Source organism: Novosphingobium sp. KCTC 2891, assembly GCF_025938155.1.
GTDB lineage: Bacteria > Pseudomonadota > Alphaproteobacteria > Sphingomonadales > Sphingomonadaceae > Novosphingobium.
In genome coordinates, this window is record NZ_JAPCZG010000001.1 from 723,118 (window position 1) to 742,061 (window position 18,944).

Here is an 18,944-nt window from a genome sequence, read left to right on the forward strand (position 1 = left end):
ATTTGCGGCGCGCCTCGCGAAAGTGGTCGCTCTCCCCATAAATCGGCTTTAAAGCGCGGCTCAGAGAAAACACCTGAGGTTGGATAACCTATGACGCTTCGTGTCGCGGTTCAGATGGACCCGCTCCAGTCGATCAAGATCGCCGGAGATTCGAGTTTTGCGCTGATGCTTTCGGCTCAGGCGCGCGGGCACGAGCTTTACTATTACGACGTGAAGTCGCTGGCGTGGAAGGCTGGCCGTGTCACCGCCGAAGGCGCGCCGGTGACGGTGCAGCGCGTGGAAGGCGATCATTACCGCATGGGCGAGGTGCGCAAAATCGATCTCGGTAGCGACATGGACGTGGTGCTGATGCGCCAGGACCCGCCGTTCGACCTGGGCTATATCACCGGCACCCACCTGCTGGAGCGGCTGGAGGGCGAGACGCTGGTGGTCAACGACCCGCGCTCTGTCCGCAACGCGCCCGAGAAGGTTTACGTCCTCGACTACGCGCGGTTCATGCCGCCCACGCTGATCACGCGCTCGGCCGCCGATGTGCGGGCCTTCCAGCACGAACTGGGCGAGACAGCGGTGGTGGTGAAGCCGCTGCACGGCAACGGCGGCAAGGCGGTGTTCAAGGTGGAAGCCGATGGCGGTAACCTTTCCGCGCTGGCCGAGCTGTTCGGGCAGGTGTGGCCCGAGCCGTTCATGGTCCAGCCGTTCCTTCCCGAAGTGGCCGAGGGCGACAAGCGCATCGTGCTGGTGGACGGCGTGGTCGCGGGCGCGATCAACCGCAAGCCGGGCGAGGGCGAGTTCCGCTCCAACCTCGCGGTCGGCGGTTATGCCGAAAAGTGCGACCTGACCGCGCGCGAGCAGGAAATCTGCGAAGTGCTGGGGCCTGAGCTGAAGAAGCGCGGGTTGATCTTCGTTGGCATCGACGTGATCGGCGGCAAGTGGCTGACCGAGATCAACGTGACCAGCCCGACGGGCATCGTGGCGATCGACAAGTTCAACGGCACCGATACGCCGGGCATGATCTGGGATGCGATCGACGCCCGGCTTTGATGCTTTTCCCCCTCCTCTGAAGGGGGCTTCAGGAGCCGGTCTCCTCTTTCAGCGTTGCCCATGACATGAACGACTGGATTATCCACCTCATCGAGGGCGGCGGCTATTGGGGCATCGGCTTCCTGATGCTGCTCGAGAACGTGTTCCCGCCGATACCTTCGGAACTCATCATGGGTATCGGCGGCATCGCCGTGGCGCACGGGCGGATGGACGTGGCGCCGCTGATGATCTTCGGCACGATCGGGTCGACGCTGGGCAACTACGCTTGGTTCCTGCTGGGGCGGGCGCTGGGCTACCAGCGGCTCAAGCCGTTCGTCGATCGCTTCGGGCGGTGGCTGACGCTGGACTGGCAAGACGTGGCGAAGCTGGTGGTGTTCTTCCAGAAGCATGGCCAATGGGTGGTGTTCGTCATGCGCTTCTCGCCGCTGATGCGCACGATGATCTCGCTGCCGGCGGGGCTGGCGGAGATGGGGCACGTGCGCTTCCTGGTTTTCACGCTGGCGGGCGCGGCGGTGTGGAACGCGATCCTGGTCTGGGCCGGATGGCACCTTGGCAACAACTTCGGCCACCTGGAAAAATACACCGGACCGGTAGCGCTGGCGGGCATGGCGCTGATTGGCGTGCTTTACGTATGGCGCATCGTGCGGTGGAAACCGCGCGCGGAGTGAGGCTTTTTGCGGGGTGCCAATAAAAAAGCCCCCGCCGAGGCAGGGGCTTTCTTGTCCGGTCATCCCGAAGCGATCAGGCGTCCTTTGCCAGCCATTCTTCCAGATACTTGATGGTGTAGCCGCCATCGAGGAAGGTGGGGTCGGTCAGCAGGCGCTGGTGCAGCGGGATCGAGGTCTTGACCCCGTCGATCACCATTTCTTCCAGCGCGCGCTTCAGGCGCATGATGCAGCCTTCGCGGGTGCGGCCGTAGACGATCAGCTTGGCGATCATCGAATCGTAGTAAGGCGGGATCTTGTAGCCGGCATAAAGCCCGCTATCGACGCGCACGTGCATGCCGCCGGCCGCGTGGTAGCTCTTCACAAGACCCGGCGAGGGGGCGAAAGTGAAGGGATCTTCCGCGTTGATGCGGCATTCGATGGCGTGGCCCTTGAATTCGATCTCGTCCTGCCGGACCGAGAGCGCCTTGCCATCGGCGATGCGGATCTGTTCGCGCACCAGATCGACGCCGGTGATGGCCTCGGTCACCGGGTGTTCAACCTGGAGCCGGGTGTTCATCTCGATGAAGTAGAACTCGCCGTTTTCCCAAAGGAACTCGATCGTGCCCGCGCCGCGATAGCCCATGTCGGCCATGGCATTGGCGACGATGCCGCCCATGCGGTCGCGCTCTTCGGCCGAGATGACCGGCGAGGGCGCTTCTTCGAGCACCTTCTGGTGGCGGCGTTGCAGCGAGCAATCGCGCTCGCCGAGGTGGATCGCGTTGCCGTTGCCGTCACCGAAGATCTGGAATTCGATGTGGCGCGGGTTGCCGAGATACTTCTCGAGATAGACCGTGGCATCGCCGAAGGCGGCCTTGGCTTCCGAGCCGGCCTGCTGGATCAGCGTTTCCAGCTCGTCCGGGCCGTTGCACACCTTCATGCCGCGGCCGCCGCCGCCCGATGCGGCCTTGATGATCACCGGATAGCCGATTTCCTCGGCAATGCGACGCGCTTCCTCGATTTCCGAGACCGCACCGTCAGAACCGGGAACCAGCGGCAGGCCAAGTGCGCCGGCAGTGCGCTTGGCTTCCACCTTGTCGCCCATGGTGCGGATGTGTTCGGGCTTGGGGCCGATCCAGGTGATGCCGTGGGCTTCGACGATCTCGGCGAACTGGGCGTTTTCCGAGAGGAAGCCGTAGCCGGGATGGATCGCGTCGGCGCCGGTGATTTCCGCCGCCGAGATGATTGCCGCCACGTTGAGGTAGCTGTCCTTCGCCGCCGGCGGGCCGATGCACACCGCCTGGTTGGCGAGCCGCACGTGCATGGCATCGGCATCGGCGGTGGAGTGAACCGCCACCGTCTCGATGCCCATTTCATGCGCAGCGCGGTGAATGCGCAGCGCGATTTCGCCGCGGTTGGCGATCAGCAGGCGCTTGATGGCCATCCGGTGCCCCTCAGCCGATCACGATCAGCGGCTGGTCGTATTCGACCGGCTGCGCGTTTTCGACGAGGACCGCCTTGACCGTGCCGGCGTTGGGCGCGGTGATAGCGTTCATCACCTTCATCGCTTCGACGATCAGCAGGGTTTCGCCCGCCTTGACCGTCTGGCCGACGCTGACGAACGATGCCGCGCCCGGTTCCGGGCACAGATAGACGGTGCCGACCATCGGCGACTTGACCGCGCCGGCGTGATCGTCGGCAGGGGCAACAGGCGCGGCAGCGGCCGCGACCGGCGCCGCAGCGGCGGCAGGCGCAGCAACCGCGACTTGCGCGTAGGGCGCTGCCGTCAGCGTGCGGGCGACGCGGATCTTGCGTTCGCCGTCCTCGACTTCGATTTCGCTCAGGCCCGTATCGGCGAGCAGTTCGGCGAGTTCGCGCACCAGCGCGCTGTCGATCGCCATCATACCGGCCTTATCGCCGCGGTCGTTCCCCATCTGTTATCCTCGCGGGTAGTCAAATTCCAAGTTGCGCGCCATGCCCGCGCCGGGCCTAGCTGGCAAGAGGAACTGCTTCGCGTGCGTGGAAAACTCGCGCTGGAAGGCACGATTCAGAGCCGAGCGGCGGCTTCCAGTGCGAGTAGATAGCTGTTGGCGCCGAAGCCAGCGATCGAACCCTTGGCCGCCATGCCGACATAGGACGTGTGGCGAAACGCCTCACGCGTGTGCGGATTGGAGAGGTGCACTTCGATCACCGGGGTGCGGATTGACTTGATCGCGTCGTGCAGCGCGACCGAGGTGTGGGTGTAGGCTCCGGCGTTGAGCAGGACGGCTTTCGCGCCGGTGCCCTGCGCCTCGTGCATCCAGTCGATCAGATGGCCTTCGTGGTTCGACTGGCGCATGTCGATTTCGAGCCCGAGTTCCTGCGCCCGGTCTTCCAGCAGGCCGGCGATGTCGTCCAGCGTCTGCGTGCCATAAATCTCCGGCTCGCGCAGGCCGAGCAGGTTCAGGTTCGGGCCGTTGAGAACGTAGACGATATTGGACATGGATACCCCGGCAGTTGCTGGGGGCCTGTCTTAGTGCGCCGGCATAACGGCGCAAGGGCGCGCGATCAGGCGCTACCGTCCGGGTTGACCACCGGGGCGGGCGGCGGTGCCACCGGTGCAGAGACCGAATTGTCGTATTGCGGATCGTCCGCGCTCTGGTCGGTCACTTCGTTGACGTCCGGGTCCACTTCGGGCGCCGAGAAGTCATCGTTGGTGACGTAAGGGCTGGGCGCGGCGCGCTGGGCGAAGGCTTCGGCCTGCTTGGCCCGCTTTTCTGCCGCGGCGGCCTTGGCTTCCACTGCGACGAGCCGCTGTTCCAGCGCCTGCACCCGGTCGTCCGAGCCGCAGCCGCCGAGCGGCAGCGCCAGCACGCAAAGCGCGAGGAGAGTGCGGCGCGGAAAGGCGCGGGGCTGAGGGCGGGGATGGCGGTGGCTGTCCATGCTGCCTGTGGCTGTAGCAGGCAAAAGTTACCTGAAGCTAACCAAGGCGGTGCATTTCGCCGAAAGGAACGTGCTTCTCGTGCGGGTCATCAGGCCTCCGTGCCGCGCGCCTTGCCCCACTGCCGCGCCACTGTGTAGCCGACGTATCCTGTACCGAAGAGCGCGTAGAGCGGTTCTGGAAGGCCGGCGAAATAGGCGGTCATCGCCGCTGATATTGCCTGCGCGACGTGGGGCCGCACCGCGCCGATCAGGCCGAGCGGGATCGACCACAGGATCAGCGCATACATCACGTAGAGAAAGGTGGGACGGGCGCGGGTAACGAACGGGTCGCGGGCGTTGGCAGGCGAGGCGGGTGCGTTGCTGATGGGGGGCATGGGGCGTCCTTGGCCGGGGAGCGGAACGCCGAACCAGATAGCCGCAAGCCGCGATGTAGGAAAACGGTTTGCGAAAGCGCGGCAGGAGGCTCGGCCCGTAGTGAGGACCTCGATCCCGGCCCTGCGAAATCAATGTGGCGGACAGCACGCAGCGGCTGATTCGCGCCCATCAGTTCTGTCGCTGTTTTATCGCGTTATCGGTTCGCGAGGATCGATCGGTCGATCTCTGCAATGGAGCGCACGCCGGTGAGCGTCATCGCGACGCGCATCTCGGCCTCGATCAGGCGCAGCATGTGTTCGACCCCGGCCTGCCCGTGCGCGGCGAGCGCGAAGGCCCAGGCGCGTCCGAGCAGAACGCCCTTGGCGCCGAGCGCCAGCATGCGGACCACGTCCAGACCCGAGCGCACGCCGCCATCGGCAAGCACGGTCAGCCGGTCGCCCACCGCATCGACGATGGGCGGTAGCGCTCGCGCCGAAGATAGTACGCCGTCGAGCTGGCGGCCGCCGTGATTGGAAACCACGATGCCGTCGGCGCCGAGCGCGGCGGCCTCTTTCGCGTCCTCAGGATCGAGCAGGCCCTTGATGATCAGCGGTCCCTTCCATTCCGAGCGGATGAAATCGAGATCGCGCCACGCGATCGAACTGTCGAAGTTTTCGCGCATCCACGCGAAGAAGTCCTCGATACCGGTCTTGCCTTCCAGCTTGCGCGCGACGTTGCCGAGCGCGTGGGGGCGGCCCATGACGCCCACGTCCCACGCCCAGTCGGGCTTCATCGCGCCCTGCAGCGTGCGGCGCAGCGCGCCCCTCAGTCCCGCGGCGCCGGCAAGGCCGGAGTGATAGTCGCGGTAACGGCTGCCCGGCACCGGCATGTCGACGGTGAACACCAGCACCGAACACTTCAGCTCGGTCGCCTCTTGCAGCAATTCGCGCACGAAGCCGCGATCGCGCACCATGTAGAGCTGGAACCAGAACGGGCGGCCGGCGGCGCTGGCGACTTCACCCAGCGAGCAGGCGGAGACGGTCGAGAGCGTGAAGGGCACGCCTGCGGTCTCTGCCGCGCGCACCGCCTGGCATTCGCCCCGCCGCGCGTTCATGCCTGCAAGCCCGATGGGGGCGAGCGCGACAGGAAGCGCCTGGCGCTGGCCGAACAGCTCGGTGGAAAGATCGAGGCCGGAGATATCGCGAAGCACGCGCTGGCGCAGTGGGATGTCTTCCAGGTCGCGGATGTTCCGCCGTAGCGTGACTTCGGCGTAGGAGCCGCCGTCGATATATTCGAACAGGAACCGCGGCAGTCGCCTGCGGGCAAGCTCGCGGTAATCGGTAATTGATGCGGCAATCACGCAGGAGCCTCCACGTCGGCCTTTCGGCGGCAACCATCAGATATCGCGATCGATGTCCAGCTGTTGGACGTGGACGAGTCTAATCTCGCGCACGCAGGGTCCAATCGAACTTGGCTTTCCAGTCGATGCGCCGGGCGTATAACGGCCATATCGCGCCTGATTTTTGCCAAGGCTCGCACGGAAGCGGTGAGCACGGTTCACGTGCGAGGCCGCCCGCGTGAGCCAGGGCTGTTGCCGCGCAACGTAGGGGCTCGGCGACGGAATTCTTTGATCATAATTTCAACAAAAACAACGACATCGAAAGTAATCTGCATGACGATTCGCCGGGGCCTTTCGGTCGTAGCCATTCTCGCCAGCTCCACGCTGCTCACCCCGGCCGCCTTTGCAGGACCGGAAAATCAGGTGCCGTCAGCGGAGCCTGCAGCCGCCACGCTCGAACAACAATTCCAGGACCCGCCGATGGATGCGCGCCCGCGCGTGTGGTGGCACTGGATGAACGGCAACGTTTCCAAGGATGGCATCGCCAAGGATCTCGCGTGGATGAAGCGCGTGGGGCTGGGCGGCTTGCAGAACTTCGACGCAGGGCTTTCGACGCCGCAGATCGTGGACAAGCGATTGGTCTACATGACGCCCGAATGGAAGGATGCCTTCCGCTTTGCCGCGAGCGAAGCGGACAGGCTGGGGCTTGAGCTGGCCATCGCGGCCTCGCCCGGCTGGTCCGAAACCGGGGGGCCATGGGTCAAGCCTGAGGACGGTTTGAAAAAGGTGGTGTGGAGCGAGACGCTGCTGGCGGGCGGCAAGGGCTTTTCCGGCAAGCTGCCGCCGCCGCCGCGCGTAACCGGGCCGTTCCAGGATGTGCCCATCGAAGATCCCATCGCGAAGATGTCGGGCGAACTCGCCTTCGCCGCGCCGGAACGCTATGTGGACATTGCGGTGCTGGCGGTGCCCGATCTTGCTGCGGTGGACGGGGTGCCTTCTCTTAGCGGGCCCGACGGCAAGCCGCTTGATGCCGGCCTGCTCGCCGACGATAGCCTGACGACCGGGGTGACGCTGCCGCGCGGCAGCGTGGAGGCGCCGACCTCGCTGGTCGCGCGCTATGCCCGTCCGCAGACAATCCGCGCGGCCACGCTGTTCATCCCCGGCGCCAAGGGCATCTTCTCTGGCGCGACGGTGGAGCCGCTTCTGGAAGCGAGCGACGATGGCAAGTTGTGGCGCAAGGTGGCAAACATTCCTGTCACCGCCGCGCCCACTACGGTCGGTTTCGCTCCGGTCAGCGCGCGGCTGTTCCGGCTGGTGCTGGTGCCAGCGCCGTTTCGCGGATCAAATCTGGGCGATCCCGCGCCGGGTGCCGACACTGGCGGCGGCTTCATGGACATGATGGCCAATGCGGCAAAGGCTCCGTTCGAGATCAAGCAGTTCCGCCTCTCGGGCGAAGCGCTCATCGACCGTTTTGAGAGCAAGGCGGGCTTTGCCATCGAGCGCGATTACTATGCGCTCGGCGCGTCCGACGCGGGCGCGTTGGGCACCGACCCGGCCAGGGTGATCGACCTGACCGCGCGGATGCGGCCCGATGGCACGCTGGACTGGACGCCGCCCAAGGGCCGCTGGAAAGTGATCCGTATGGGCGCCAGCCTGCTCGGCACCACCAACCACCCGGCGGCTCCCGAGGCGACCGGGCTTGAGGTCGACAAGTTCGATGGCGCGGCGGTGCGAGGCTACCTTGAGCACTATATCGCCATGTACAGGGACACGGTCGGGCCGGAACTGGTGGGCAAGCGCGGGGTGCGCGCGATCCTGACCGATTCCATCGAAGTCGGCGCGGCCAACTGGACGCCGAAGATGATCGCGCAGTTCAAGCGCCTGCGCGGTTATGATCCAACGCCGTGGCTGCCCGCGCTGACCGGAACACTGGTTGGCACGCGCGCGCAGTCGGACGCGTTCCTGCGCGATTATCGGCAGACGCTGGCGGACCTGATGGCATCGCAGCACTACGGCACCATCGCCGATGTCGCGCACGAGAACGGCCTGAAGGTCTATGGCGAGGCGCTGGAGGACAATCGCCCTTCGCTGGGCGACGACGTGGCCATGCGCAGCCATGCCGATGTGCCGATGGCGGCGCTCTGGGCCTATTCGCGCAATAGCGGGCCGAACCCCAGCTATATCGCGGATATGAAAGGCGCCGCCTCGGTCGCGCATATCTATGGCCAGAATCTCGTCGCGGCGGAATCGATGACCTCGGCGCTGGCGCCATGGGCCTATGCGCCCAACGAACTGCGGCGCATCATCGATCTGGAGTTTGCCAGCGGGGTGAACCGCCCGGTCGTCCACACTTCGGTCCACCAGCCGGTGGACGACAGGAAGCCGGGTCTTTCGCTGATGATCTTCGGCCAGTTCTTCAACCGGCACGAGGCCTGGGCCGAACTGGCGAGGCCATGGGTGGACTACATGGCGCGCTCGTCGCTGCTGCTTCAGGCCGGGCGCAACGTGGCGGACGTCGGCTATTTCTATGGAGAGGAAGCGCCGCTCACCGGGCTTTACGGGCAGGCTCCCGTCGCTGATGCACCGAAGGTCCACGCCTATGACTTCGTCAACCGCGATGCGCTGTTCGAGGCGTTGGAGGTTCGCGGGGGAGAGATCGTGAGCAAGGGCGGCGCGCGCTACAAGGCGCTCTACCTTGGCGGATCGTCGCGCAGGATGACCCTGCCGACCTTGCAGCGCATTGCCGCCCTGGTCGAAGCGGGCGCAACCGTGGTCGGCACGGCGCCCGAAGGCTCGCCCGCGCTCAATGATGATGCGGCGGCGTTCAAGGCGCTCGCGGACAAGCTGTGGCACGGCGGTGCGGTGACGAAGCTGGGCGCTGGGCAGGTCATCGCCAGCCGGGATATCGACGCGGCGCTGGCAAGCACGGGCATGGCGCCCGATTTCCGCATGGACGGTGCGCGGGCCGATGCCGAAGTGCTGTTCGTCCACCGGCAGATCGCGGATGGTGACCTGTGGTTCCTGAACAACCGCAAGGGTGAGGACGAGCGTTTCGACGCGCGCTTCCGCGTCAGCGGCAAGCAGCCGGAATTGTGGCACGCCGATACCGGGCGGGCCGAGCCGGTGTCCTACCGCATCGAGAACGGCGAGACGGTCGTGCCGATGACGCTGGCGAGGGAGGATTCGGTCTTCGTGGTGTTCCGCAAGCCGGCGCCAGCCGAGGCGTTGGCGATCAAACCGGTCGTACCCGTCGAAGTGGGCAGGCTCGACGGCGCGTGGACGGTCGGCTTCGAGGCGGGGCGCGGCGCGCCCGCCACGGCCGATCTGCCCGCGCTCCAGCCGCTGAACGAGAATGCCGATGCGGGCGTCAAATACTTCTCCGGCGTTGCGACCTACACCCGCTCGTTCGTCCTGCCCAAGCACGTGAATCCGGGCGCGCCGCTGTGGCTCGACCTGGGGGCAGTGGGCGAAATCGCGCAAGTCAGCGTGAATGGCAAGGCGGCGGGTTACGCCTGGCACAAGCCTTACCGCGTCGACATCGGAGGTGCGGTGAAGAAGGGCTCGAACCGGCTGGAGGTCAAGGTCGCGAACCTGTGGGTCAACCGCCTCATCGGTGATGCCCAGCCTGGTGCTGCCAAGGTGACGTGGACCGCGATCCCCAACTACAGGGCCGATGCTCCGCTGCGGCCGTCGGGCCTGATCGGCCCGGTCACGCTGTGGGCGCAGGGGCGCTAGGCGGGTTCCTTCCTTTCCGAGTCGCCGGCTGGCCGGGAGCGGCTTTGGCCTGCCGGCGGAGAGCGAACGCAGCAATGTGCTGACCGGCAATTTCGCGCGGATTTGTGCGGCTTGGCCGCGGTCCGGCCGCGCGCCGAGGACGGCTCGATGACGTTTTGCGCTTTACAGATAAGTCAATTGACCTAGCCTTTCCGTCAGGTGGCGGCGCCAGACCGTCCGAGGAGAGGCAGATGAGCTTGTTCGACATGACCGGCCGTGTGGCGGTCATTACCGGTTCGACGCGCGGTATCGGCCGCGCCATCGCCGAGGAAATGGCGGAGCAGGGCGCTCGGGTGGTGATTTCCAGCCGCAAGCAGGATGCCTGCGACGCGGTGGCGGCAGAGATCAACGCGCGCTTCGGCGCCGGCACCGCGACACCGATTGCGGCCAGCATTTCATCGAAGGACGCGCTCGAAGCGCTGGTCGCACGAACCGAGGCCGAGGTCGGCCCGATCGACGTGCTGGTCTGCAACGCGGCGAGCAATCCTTATTACGGTCCGATGAGCGGGATCGCGGACGAGCAGTTCCGCAAGATCCTCGACAACAACATCATCTCGAACCACTGGCTGATCCAGATGTGCCTGCCGGGCATGATCGCGCGGCGTGACGGTGCGGTGATCGTGGTGTCTTCGATCGGCGGCCTGCGCGGATCGCCTACCATCGGCGCCTATTGCATCTCCAAGGCGGCGGACATGCAACTGGTGCGCAACCTCGCCATCGAGGTCGGCCAGCACAACATTCGCGTCAACGCCATCGCCCCCGGGCTGATCCGCACCGATTTCGCACGCGCGCTGTGGGACAATCCCGAGGCGGAGAAGGCCTACAATTCCAACCACCCGATGCGCCGGATCGGCCTTCCCGAGGAAATCGCCGGGGCGGCGGTATTCCTGGGTTCCAAGGCCGGCAGCTACGTCAACGGCCAGACGATCGTGGTCGACGGAGGATCGACGATATGAGCGATGCGAACACCGCCAGCGACCTGGGCTTCGACCCCGCCGCGCTCAAGGAACGCTATCTTGCCGAGCGCGACAAGCGCCTGCGTGTCGACGCCAATGAGCAATACGTCGAGATGGCGGGCAAGTTCGCCCACTTTCTCCACGACCCCTATGTCGAGCAGCCCATCGAGCGCGAGGCGCTGGCCGACGAGAAGGATGTGGTGGTGATCGGCGGCGGCTTTGGCGGTCTGCTTGCGGGCGCCCGCTTGCGCGAAGCCGGGATCGAGGACATCCGCATCATCGAGAAGGGCGGCGAGTTCGGCGGGACGTGGTACTGGAACCGCTATCCTGGCGCTGCCTGCGACATCGAAAGCTATGTCTATCTGCCGCTGCTTGAGGAGACGGGCTTCATGCCCGGCCGCAAGTATTCGGGCGCTGACGAGATCCGTGCCTATTCACGGCACATCGCCGAGCACTTCGACCTCTACCGCGACGTGCTGTTCCAGACCGAAGTCACCGACATGACCTGGGATGAGGGCACGCGGCGCTGGACCGTTTCGACCAACCGCGGCGACCGCATCCGTGCGCGCTTCGTGGTCATGGCCAACGGGCCGCTGCATCGGCCCAAGCTGCCAGGCATTCCCGGTATCGAAACGTTCGAGGGGCATACCTTCCACACCAGCCGCTGGGACTATGACTATACCGGCGGCACATCGGCCGGCGGGCTCGATCGGCTGGGCGACAAGGTGGTGGGCATCATCGGCACCGGGGCGACCGCGGTGCAGGCGGTGCCGCATCTGGGCGCGGGGGCGAAGCAGCTTTATGTGTTCCAGCGCACGCCTTCGTCCATCGATGTGCGCGGCGACCGGCCGACCGATCCGCAGTGGGCGGCATCGCTCCAGCCGGGCTGGCACCGCGACCGCATGGCGAACTTCAACACGCTGGTGTCGGGCGGCTGGGCCGAGGAGGATCTCGTCAACGACGGCTGGACCGACATCATCCGCAATCTTGGCGTGATCGCTCGGATGCGTGCGGAGCAGGAAGGCGCGACCAACCCGGATGAGCTGGTGCAACTGGCGGACTTCAAGAAGATGGAATCGATCCGCGCGCGCGTGGACGAGAAGGTGGCCGACCCGTCCACGGCCGATGCGCTCAAGCCGTGGTACAACCAGTTCTGCAAGCGGCCGTGCTTCCACGACGATTATCTCGATACGTTCAACCGCCCCAATGTTTCGCTGATCGACACCGATGGCAAGGGCGTGGAACGGATCACCAGGGACGGGGTCGTCGCCAATGGGCGGGAATACAAGCTCGACTGCCTCATCATGGCCACCGGCTTTGAGGTCGGCACCAGCTATGCCCGCCGCGCCGGATACGAGATCCACGGCACGGGCGGACGTACTCTGGAAGAGAAGTGGGCGCCGGGCGCACGCACGCTGCACGGGATGACCGTGAACGGTTTTCCCAACTGCTTCATATTCTCGATCATCCAGTCGGGGTTCACCGCCAACTATCCCCACGCGCTGGCCGAGCAGGCGGGCCACGCGGCGCACATCATCGCCGAAGCGATGGGCCGGCAGGCGACACGTGTGGAGCCGACCGAGGAAGCCGAACAGGGCTGGACGCGCGAAGTTCTGGAATCGCTAATGGATCGGCGCAAGTTTCTCGAGGAATGCACGCCGGGTTATTACAACGGGGAAGGGCAGCTCAGTCCGGTGGCGGCCAGCTTCGCCCCATATGGCAAGGGATCGGATGCGTTCTTCAGCGTGATCCGCGATTGGCGCGAGGCGGGCGATCTGGCCGGGTTGCGGTTGGACTGACAGCCACCCCGCCGGGCGGACCGCTGCTTTGGCGGCGGTCCATTGCGTGCGCGTGTTGCGGAATGGGAGGCGCTGCTGCCGTTGATGCCGGCAGAGCGTGTGAGCGTCAGGTCTTCGATAGACTGGCGTCAATGGCGGAAAGTTCGCCATTGACGCCCAGCGCGGTCCCAACCGTCCCCGGCTGCCGCATCGCCAGATGCTTGAGCGACTGGGCCAGCACCAGGTAGATGGCCGCCAGCCCGGCCACGGCCAGCAACAGCCGGCCGGGCAGGGGCGCGAAACCGAACACCCCGGCGAATGGCCCGAGCGCGGCGAACAGCGCGACCGCCAGCGCGCTCAGGCTTGTCACCGCCAGCATCGGATGTGGCCGGCTGCGCCATGGCAGTGCACGCGTCCGGATGATGAAGATCACCAGGATCTGCGTGACGATCGATTCCACGAACCACGCGGTGCGGAACTCGGCGGGGCCGGCGTGGTAGGCGAGCAGCAGGATGCCGAAGGTGGCGATATCGAACAGCGAGGAAAGCGGCCCCATCACGGCGGTGAAGCGCATGATGGCGCGCATGTCCCAGTTGTGCGGCGCCGCGATCTCCTGATCGTCGACATAGTCGAACGGAATGCCGATCTCGGAAAGATCGTAGAGCAGGTTGTTGAGCAGGATCTGGATCGCGGTGAGCGGCAGGAACGGGATCACCAGCGAGGCCAGTGCCATCGACAGCATGTTGCCGAAATTGGAACTGGTGCCCATGCGCAGATACTTGGTGATGTTGGCATAGGTCCGCCGCCCTTCCTCCACGCCGTCGGCCAGCACGCCCAGGTCCGGCGCCAGCAGGATCAGATCGGCGGCGGCGCGGGCGACGTCGGTCGCGCTTTCCACCGATATGCCGGCATCGGCGGCCTTGATCGCCGGAGCATCGTTGATCCCGTCGCCCAGGAAACCCACGGTGTGCCCGCCTTCGGACAGCGCGCGGATGATCCGCATCTTCTGGTCGGGCGATACGCGGGCGAACAGATCTGTGTCCTTGACCCGGGCGATCAGCGCTTCGTGCGAAAGCGCGGCGATCTCGTCGCCCGTCAGCAGGCCGCGGCTGTCGAGTGCGAGGGCCTGCACGAGGTGCCGCACCACCGGGGCGGCATCGCCCGAGATGATCTTGACCCGGACATTGAGGGCCTGAAGCCGCGCGATGGCAGCAGAGGCGGACGTCTTGGGAGGATCGAGGAAGGCGCAGAAACCGACAAAGACGAGCTCGCGTTCGTCGTCAGGACTGACCTTGCCGTCGTCTGAGGTCCACGGCCGCATGGCGATGCCGAGCATCCGAAAACCTGCGGCGGCCTGTTGCTCGACCATCTGTTCCAACTGCGCGTGCAAGTCCGCATCGAGCGGGTGGACTTGTCCGTCCGCACCCTCGGCAAACCTCGACACCGCCAGCATCGCTTCTGGCGCGCCTTTGACGATGAGTAGCCGCTGACCGTCCTTTTCGGCGACGACCGCGGCGCGGCGACGCTCGAAATCGAAAGGAAGGTCGGCGATTCTGCGCCAGGAGCCGGTGATCGCCTCATTCGCGCGGGCCAGGATCGCTTCGTCGAGCGGGCTGCCCACGCCGCTGTCGAAGCGGCTGTTGACCCCCGCCAGTTCCAGCACGTGCGGCGATGTCTGGCCGTCGATCCCGGTCCAGCTCGCCATTTCGATGCGCGCCTCCGTCAGTGTGCCTGTCTTGTCGGTGCAGAGCACGTCCATCGCGCCAAGATCGTGGATCACCGCGAGTTTCCTGACGATGACCTGCCGTTTGGCCATCCGCACCGCCCCGCGCGAAAGGGTGACCGTTGTTACCATGGGCAGAAGTTCGGGCGTCAGCCCCACCGCAAGCGCAACCGCGAAGAGGAAGGATTCCAGCGGCGGGCGGTGAAACCCGATCTGCGCCAGCAGGACGAACAGGACGAGAAACACCGTCAGCCTGACGATGAGGATGCCCAATGCGTGAAGGCCTCGCTCGAAGGCGGTCGGCGGTTCGTCCGCTCGCAGCGCGGCGGCGATGCCGCCGAGCTGGGTCTGCCGGCCGGTCGCCGCGACCAGCATCCGTGCGCTGCCGCTGACCAGTGCGGTTCCGCCGAACAGGGCGTCATGGGCGTCCGCAGGATCGGCCGCGCCGCTGGGGCCGGCGCGCTTCTCCACCGGATAGGGCTCGCCCGTCAGCAGGGCTTCGTTGACCCTTGCCGAGCGGCTTTCCAGCACGATGCCATCGGCGGGAACGAGATCGCCGGGAGACAGGTCCACGACATCGCCCGGCACGATCTCACCGACGGCAAGCTCCTGAACGCGGCCATCGCGCAGCACTGCAACCTTGATCGCGATTGACTGGCGCAGCGCGGCGGCGGCGCGCTCGGCGCCGCTTTCCTGCACTACGTCCAGTCCGATCGAGACGAGCACGATGGCAAGGATGATGATCACGCTCGCCGGATCATGGGTCAGGCCCGAAACGAGCGCCGCGACCAGCAGGATCAGCACCAGCGGCTGTGCGAACTTGCGCAGGATCTTGACCAGCCAGCGCGTTGGCGCGGATACGTCGAGCGTGTTGGGTCCGAAGCGGGCCAGGCGCTCCCCAGCCTGCGTGGACGTCAGCCCTTGGCTGGCTGGGCCGTCATGGCCGGCAATGTCGGCGGCGCTTGCCGCCCAGAAAGGCCTGTCCTGTTTCCCGGCGGTTTTCGTTGCGGTCATGGCGATGGCTTTCGTTGACGCCTGATGAGGATCAGACCCAGAAACAGCGGGAGCCACAGCGTCAGACCCCGAAGCAGCAGCGTTGCGGCCACCGCCGGTTCCAGCTTGACGCCGAGCAGGGTCAGCATGGCTATGCAGCTTGCCTCGAAGCTGCCGAGGCCCAGCGGAATGGGCGTGAGTGTCATGGCGATCGAGCCGCTCATCAGCGCGACGAAGGCGATCGATGGTTCGAACGGATCACCCACCGCGCGCAGGCAGGCGGCAAGCGTCGCCGCATCGGCGAGGAAGATCATGGCATTGAATACCGCCACGCGGCCGATCAAGTGGCGATCCTTGACCAGCGCATCAGGTGCTTCGCTGATTGCCGCGAGCAGCCGGCGCAGCGGCCCGATGCCTTCCAGCCGGGGCGAAAGCGGCTGGCTGCCACGGTGGCGGAGCCACAGCGCCAAGGATGGGATCGCGAGTGCGACCAGCAGGAACGTGGTGACCACGCCCGTCAGCAGCGGCGTCGCCTGCCGATGCGACCACAAGGTCAGCAGCATGACCACGGCGAGCGCGGCATAGGCGGCGTAAAAGCCGATCATGGAGACCAGCAGCGCCGCCATTGCCGGGGCGCGGGGCGTTCCGAGCGCGGTGAGCCGGTCGATCAGTAGCACATTCCCGCCCATGCCCGCCCCCGGCACGGCCTGATCGGCGAACAGCTTGGATACGGCGATCGGGATCAGCCGGCGCAGCGACTGGGCGTGGCCCGCGCGGCCCAGCACCGCGTTCCACCCCGATACCACGCTGACATAAGTGCTGAATTGCAGCACCAGCGCAGCGATCAGCCAGGCCGGCTGTGCACGCCGCGCCAATGCGATGAACTGTTCCAGCTGCACGAAATGGCGGATCAGGAACACCGCGCCCGCAAGCAGCAGCACCGCGAGGAGCCACCGCCGGAGGGCTCCTGTGCGCGGCGTCAGCGGCATGGCGCGAAGCACCCAGTGCCGGGATCGCGCGTGATCGTGGACATGGCCGACCGTTCGCCCTTGCCAATCGTCCGGCCATGTGACCGGCGCGATGATCGGGAGAGCGTAACGGCGCGATCGCTTCCTGGCCAGCGCGGTTTCGGTACGGCGGCGTCAGGCCGTCAATTGTTCACGCAGCGCCGCTTTCAGGATCTTGTTTGCGCCGCTGAGGGGGAGGGGATCGGCGCGGATGTCCACACTCCGCGGGCACTTGTAGTGCGCGAGAAGATCGCGGCAGTGATCGATCAGCTCCTGTGCGCTGGCCGCGTTCCCGGCCTTGAGCGTGACGACCGCGTGGACGGTTTCGCCCCAGTGCGCGTCCGGCTTGCCGATGACCGCGCATTGCGCGATCGCGGGATGCGCGGACAGGGCGTTTTCGACTTCCTGCGACCAGACGTTCTCACCGCCGGTGATGATCATGTCCTTCAGCCGGTCGACCACGAACAGGTAGCCGTCGCCGTCGAGATAGCCGATGTCGCCCGTGTGCATCCATCCGCCCCGCAGCGCTTCGGCGGTGAGGTCCGGGCGGTTCCAGTAGCCCTGCATCACCATGGGCCCGCGCGCGACGATTTCGCCGGCTTTGCCGATCGGGAGCGGGCGGTCGTCGGGGCCGACCACGGCCACTTCGGCAAACATCGCGGCTCGTCCTGCCGAGCGCAGCCGGCCATTGGCGGCGGCGCCCGGCAGGTGGTCCTGCCAGCCCAGGATCGTCGTCACCGGAGACAGTTCGGTCATGCCATAGGACTGCACGAAGCGGACCTGCGGCAGGCGTTCCATGAACTCGCGCAGCAGCGGCTCGGGCATGGCCGCCGAGCCATAGGAGACATAGCGCAGGCTCGACAGGTCGGCGGCGGCGAAGCCCGGCTCGTCGAGCAGCATCCGCACCATGGTCGGGACGAGCGTAAGATGCGTGATGCGTGAGCGTTCGATTTCGGCGATCACTTCGGCCGCGACGAACCGCGGCAGGATGACATGGCAGCCCGCGACATGGCTGGCCGAAAACAGGCGCGCGGCCGATGCGATGTGGAACAGCGGGCCGTGATGCAGGTCGACGGTTGCCTCATCCATGCCCAGTTCGCCGATTACGTTTGCGGTGTTGGCGCAGAGGTTGGCGTGGCTGAGCATCACGCCTTTGGCGGCGTTGGTGGTGCCGCTGGTATAGATCAGGCAGGCGAGATCCTCGCCGCAGCGCAGCGCGTCATCGACCGGATCGGAACGGGCGATCAGGTCTTCGAAGGCGGCCAGTCCTTCGGGCGCGGGTCCGGATGCGCAGTGGACCAGCGCCGGGGGGCGTTGGTCCGCGCGTTTGGGCAGGCCTCGGACCTGCTCCACGAACTCGCTGCCGACCACGATCACGTCCGGGTCGCAATCGGCCACTTGCGCGGCGATCTCCAGCTTGCCCAGCCTGTGGTTCAACGGCACGATAACCCCGCCGGCGTGCATCGCGGCGAAGAAGCATTCGAGCGAGCGGTGCGAATTGAGCGCCAGCAGCACAACGCGGCCACCGGAGGCGAGGCCAAGCGCCTGAAAGCCGGCCGCCAGCCGGGCAACGCGGTCGCCGAATTCGCGCCAGGTGAAGCGCGTGTCGCCATCGACAACAGCGGACGAGGCGCCCTTGATCCTGACGGCGCGATCGATCGCCTGGGTGAGACTGAATGTGGCCGCCACCGGTTTCCTCTCCTCACGTGAATCTTTTGATTCTTCGCACGTGGCTGTCTGCGAGAAATGTCGCCTTGTCCATCGGTCCGGGCGCTGCTGGGCAATTCGACGTGATGTGTGTAATACGCTGCCCATGCCGATCATTGTGGACAGGGAAGAACGGCGGGCGAAGGTCGTCTCGATCGCGTTCGACCTCGTGGCGGATCACGGCGTCGAAGCGCTGACCTTTCGTGAGATCGCTTCGGCGGCGGGATGCAGCACGTCGATCGTCTCGCACTATTTCCGCAACAAGAACGAACTGCTGTTCCGCGTCTACCAGGTCGCCAATGAGCGGGCGACCGAACGGTTGCAGGAGGAACGCGGACGCGGTCGCCCGCTCCACGCCTGCCTTGACGCGATCCTGCCGGTGAGCGCGGAATCGCGGCGCAACTGGCGCGTGTGGCTGGCATTCTGGGCGCGCGCGCATCTTGAACCGGCCTATCTGGAGGAACGTCGCCGCGCGGCGGAGGCCAGTCTGGACCTTTATCGCGCGATGATCGCGCTGCGGCTGGGCGATGCGGACGCTGCGCGGATTGAAATGGCGGCGCGCAGGCTACTCGCAGCGGTCGCCGGGATCGGGCTGGAATCCTGCTTCGCACCGGACGATTGGACTCCGGCGCGGATGCGCGAGGTGCTGCGGGCAGAGATCTCCGACCTTGGCCTTGGGCTGGATGAATGACCTGTTTAATATGAC

General features: G+C 66.0%; 14 protein-coding genes and 1 pseudogene. 6 read left to right on the forward strand and 9 right to left on the reverse strand.

Features of this window, described 5'->3' with window-relative positions; genetic code table 11:
* Positions 1-90 precede the first annotated feature (90 nt).
* Together gshB and OLX02_RS03435 are read left to right on the forward strand one after the other, a co-directional pair.
* Positions 91-1,041, forward strand: a complete 951-nt coding sequence (gene gshB, locus OLX02_RS03430; RefSeq protein ID WP_264420222.1) for a glutathione synthase — start codon at positions 91-93, stop codon at positions 1,039-1,041.
* Between the two features lie 65 nt (positions 1,042-1,106).
* Positions 1,107-1,709, forward strand: coding sequence for a DedA family protein (locus OLX02_RS03435; protein ID WP_264420224.1), 603 nt, complete (start codon positions 1,107-1,109; stop codon positions 1,707-1,709).
* A 73-nt stretch (positions 1,710-1,782) separates the two neighbouring features.
* Here OLX02_RS03435 and accC read toward each other — a convergent pair whose 3' ends face one another.
* From accC to lldD, 6 genes and pseudogenes are all read right to left on the reverse strand, one after another.
* On the reverse strand, positions 1,783-3,129 hold the full coding sequence (gene accC, locus OLX02_RS03440) for an acetyl-CoA carboxylase biotin carboxylase subunit (protein ID WP_264420226.1): 1,347 nt from the start codon (positions 3,127-3,129) through the stop codon (positions 1,783-1,785).
* A gap of 10 nt (positions 3,130-3,139) precedes the next feature.
* A complete protein-coding gene (accB, locus tag OLX02_RS03445; RefSeq protein WP_264420227.1) occupies positions 3,140-3,619 on the reverse strand; it encodes an acetyl-CoA carboxylase biotin carboxyl carrier protein in 480 nt (159 codons plus the stop codon).
* A 113-nt stretch (positions 3,620-3,732) separates the two neighbouring features.
* A complete protein-coding gene (gene aroQ / locus OLX02_RS03450; protein WP_264420229.1) occupies positions 3,733-4,167 on the reverse strand; it encodes a type II 3-dehydroquinate dehydratase in 435 nt (144 codons plus the stop codon).
* A gap of 65 nt (positions 4,168-4,232) precedes the next feature.
* Positions 4,233-4,607 carry a hypothetical protein gene (locus tag OLX02_RS03455; RefSeq protein WP_264420230.1) on the reverse strand — a complete coding sequence of 125 codons (375 nt, stop codon included), beginning with the start codon at positions 4,605-4,607 and terminating at the stop codon, positions 4,233-4,235.
* An 89-nt stretch (positions 4,608-4,696) separates the two neighbouring features.
* Positions 4,697-4,963, reverse strand: a pseudogene (locus tag OLX02_RS03460) (3TM-type holin); the annotation flags it as partial.
* Positions 4,964-5,175: 212 nt separating this feature from the next.
* Complete coding sequence (gene lldD, locus OLX02_RS03465) at positions 5,176-6,321, reverse strand: FMN-dependent L-lactate dehydrogenase LldD (RefSeq protein ID WP_264420231.1); 1,146 nt, start codon at positions 6,319-6,321, stop codon at positions 5,176-5,178.
* A gap of 312 nt (positions 6,322-6,633) precedes the next feature.
* Here lldD and OLX02_RS03470 point away from each other — a divergent pair, with 312 nt between their 5' ends.
* From OLX02_RS03470 to OLX02_RS03480, 3 genes are all read left to right on the forward strand, one after another.
* Positions 6,634-10,035: a glycosyl hydrolase gene (locus OLX02_RS03470; RefSeq protein WP_264420233.1), complete on the forward strand. Its 3,402-nt coding sequence runs from the start codon at positions 6,634-6,636 to the stop codon at positions 10,033-10,035.
* Between the two features lie 230 nt (positions 10,036-10,265).
* Complete coding sequence (locus tag OLX02_RS03475) at positions 10,266-11,030, forward strand: SDR family NAD(P)-dependent oxidoreductase (protein WP_264420235.1); 765 nt, start codon at positions 10,266-10,268, stop codon at positions 11,028-11,030.
* Positions 11,027-12,829: a flavin-containing monooxygenase gene (locus tag OLX02_RS03480; RefSeq protein WP_264420237.1), complete on the forward strand. Its 1,803-nt coding sequence runs from the start codon at positions 11,027-11,029 to the stop codon at positions 12,827-12,829. The genes OLX02_RS03475 and OLX02_RS03480 overlap by 4 nt, the downstream gene beginning before the upstream one ends.
* Before the next feature lie 106 nt (positions 12,830-12,935).
* On the opposite strand, the gene mgtA is transcribed toward OLX02_RS03480, so the two are convergent.
* The 3 genes from mgtA to OLX02_RS03495 form a co-directional block, all read right to left on the reverse strand.
* Positions 12,936-15,545 carry a magnesium-translocating P-type ATPase gene (mgtA, locus tag OLX02_RS03485; RefSeq protein ID WP_264420239.1) on the reverse strand — a complete coding sequence of 870 codons (2,610 nt, stop codon included), beginning with the start codon at positions 15,543-15,545 and terminating at the stop codon, positions 12,936-12,938.
* Positions 15,542-16,465, reverse strand: a complete 924-nt coding sequence (locus OLX02_RS03490; RefSeq protein WP_264420241.1) for a lysylphosphatidylglycerol synthase transmembrane domain-containing protein — start codon at positions 16,463-16,465, stop codon at positions 15,542-15,544. Before OLX02_RS03490 ends, mgtA begins: the two co-directional genes overlap by 4 nt.
* Before the next feature lie 201 nt (positions 16,466-16,666).
* Positions 16,667-18,220: a class I adenylate-forming enzyme family protein gene (locus OLX02_RS03495; protein ID WP_264420242.1), complete on the reverse strand. Its 1,554-nt coding sequence runs from the start codon at positions 18,218-18,220 to the stop codon at positions 16,667-16,669.
* 124 nt (positions 18,221-18,344) lie between these two features.
* Here OLX02_RS03495 and OLX02_RS03500 point away from each other — a divergent pair, with 124 nt between their 5' ends.
* The gene (locus OLX02_RS03500) at positions 18,345-18,929 is read left to right on the forward strand and encodes a TetR/AcrR family transcriptional regulator (protein ID WP_264420244.1); all 585 of its coding nucleotides are present in this window, start codon (positions 18,345-18,347) and stop codon (positions 18,927-18,929) included.
* Positions 18,930-18,944: the final 15 nt, after the last annotated feature.

What these genes read in the sequence shown, in the direction of transcription:
- aroQ (WP_264420229.1), bottom strand. Translation starts at nt 4,167, where the DNA reads ATGTCCAATATCGTCTACGTTCTCAACGGCCCGAACCTGAACCTGCTC.
- mgtA (WP_264420239.1), bottom strand. Translation starts at nt 15,545, where the DNA reads ATGACCGCAACGAAAACCGCCGGGAAACAGGACAGGCCTTTCTGGGCG.
- OLX02_RS03470 (WP_264420233.1), top strand. Translation starts at nt 6,634, where the DNA reads ATGACGATTCGCCGGGGCCTTTCGGTCGTAGCCATTCTCGCCAGCTCC.
- OLX02_RS03480 (WP_264420237.1), top strand. Translation starts at nt 11,027, where the DNA reads ATGAGCGATGCGAACACCGCCAGCGACCTGGGCTTCGACCCCGCCGCG.
- accC (WP_264420226.1), bottom strand. Translation starts at nt 3,129, where the DNA reads ATGGCCATCAAGCGCCTGCTGATCGCCAACCGCGGCGAAATCGCGCTG.
- OLX02_RS03455 (WP_264420230.1), bottom strand. Translation starts at nt 4,607, where the DNA reads ATGGACAGCCACCGCCATCCCCGCCCTCAGCCCCGCGCCTTTCCGCGC.
- OLX02_RS03500 (WP_264420244.1), top strand. Translation starts at nt 18,345, where the DNA reads ATGCCGATCATTGTGGACAGGGAAGAACGGCGGGCGAAGGTCGTCTCG.
- gshB (WP_264420222.1), top strand. Translation starts at nt 91, where the DNA reads ATGACGCTTCGTGTCGCGGTTCAGATGGACCCGCTCCAGTCGATCAAG.
- OLX02_RS03435 (WP_264420224.1), top strand. Translation starts at nt 1,107, where the DNA reads ATGAACGACTGGATTATCCACCTCATCGAGGGCGGCGGCTATTGGGGC.
- accB (WP_264420227.1), bottom strand. Translation starts at nt 3,619, where the DNA reads ATGGGGAACGACCGCGGCGATAAGGCCGGTATGATGGCGATCGACAGC.
- OLX02_RS03475 (WP_264420235.1), top strand. Translation starts at nt 10,266, where the DNA reads ATGAGCTTGTTCGACATGACCGGCCGTGTGGCGGTCATTACCGGTTCG.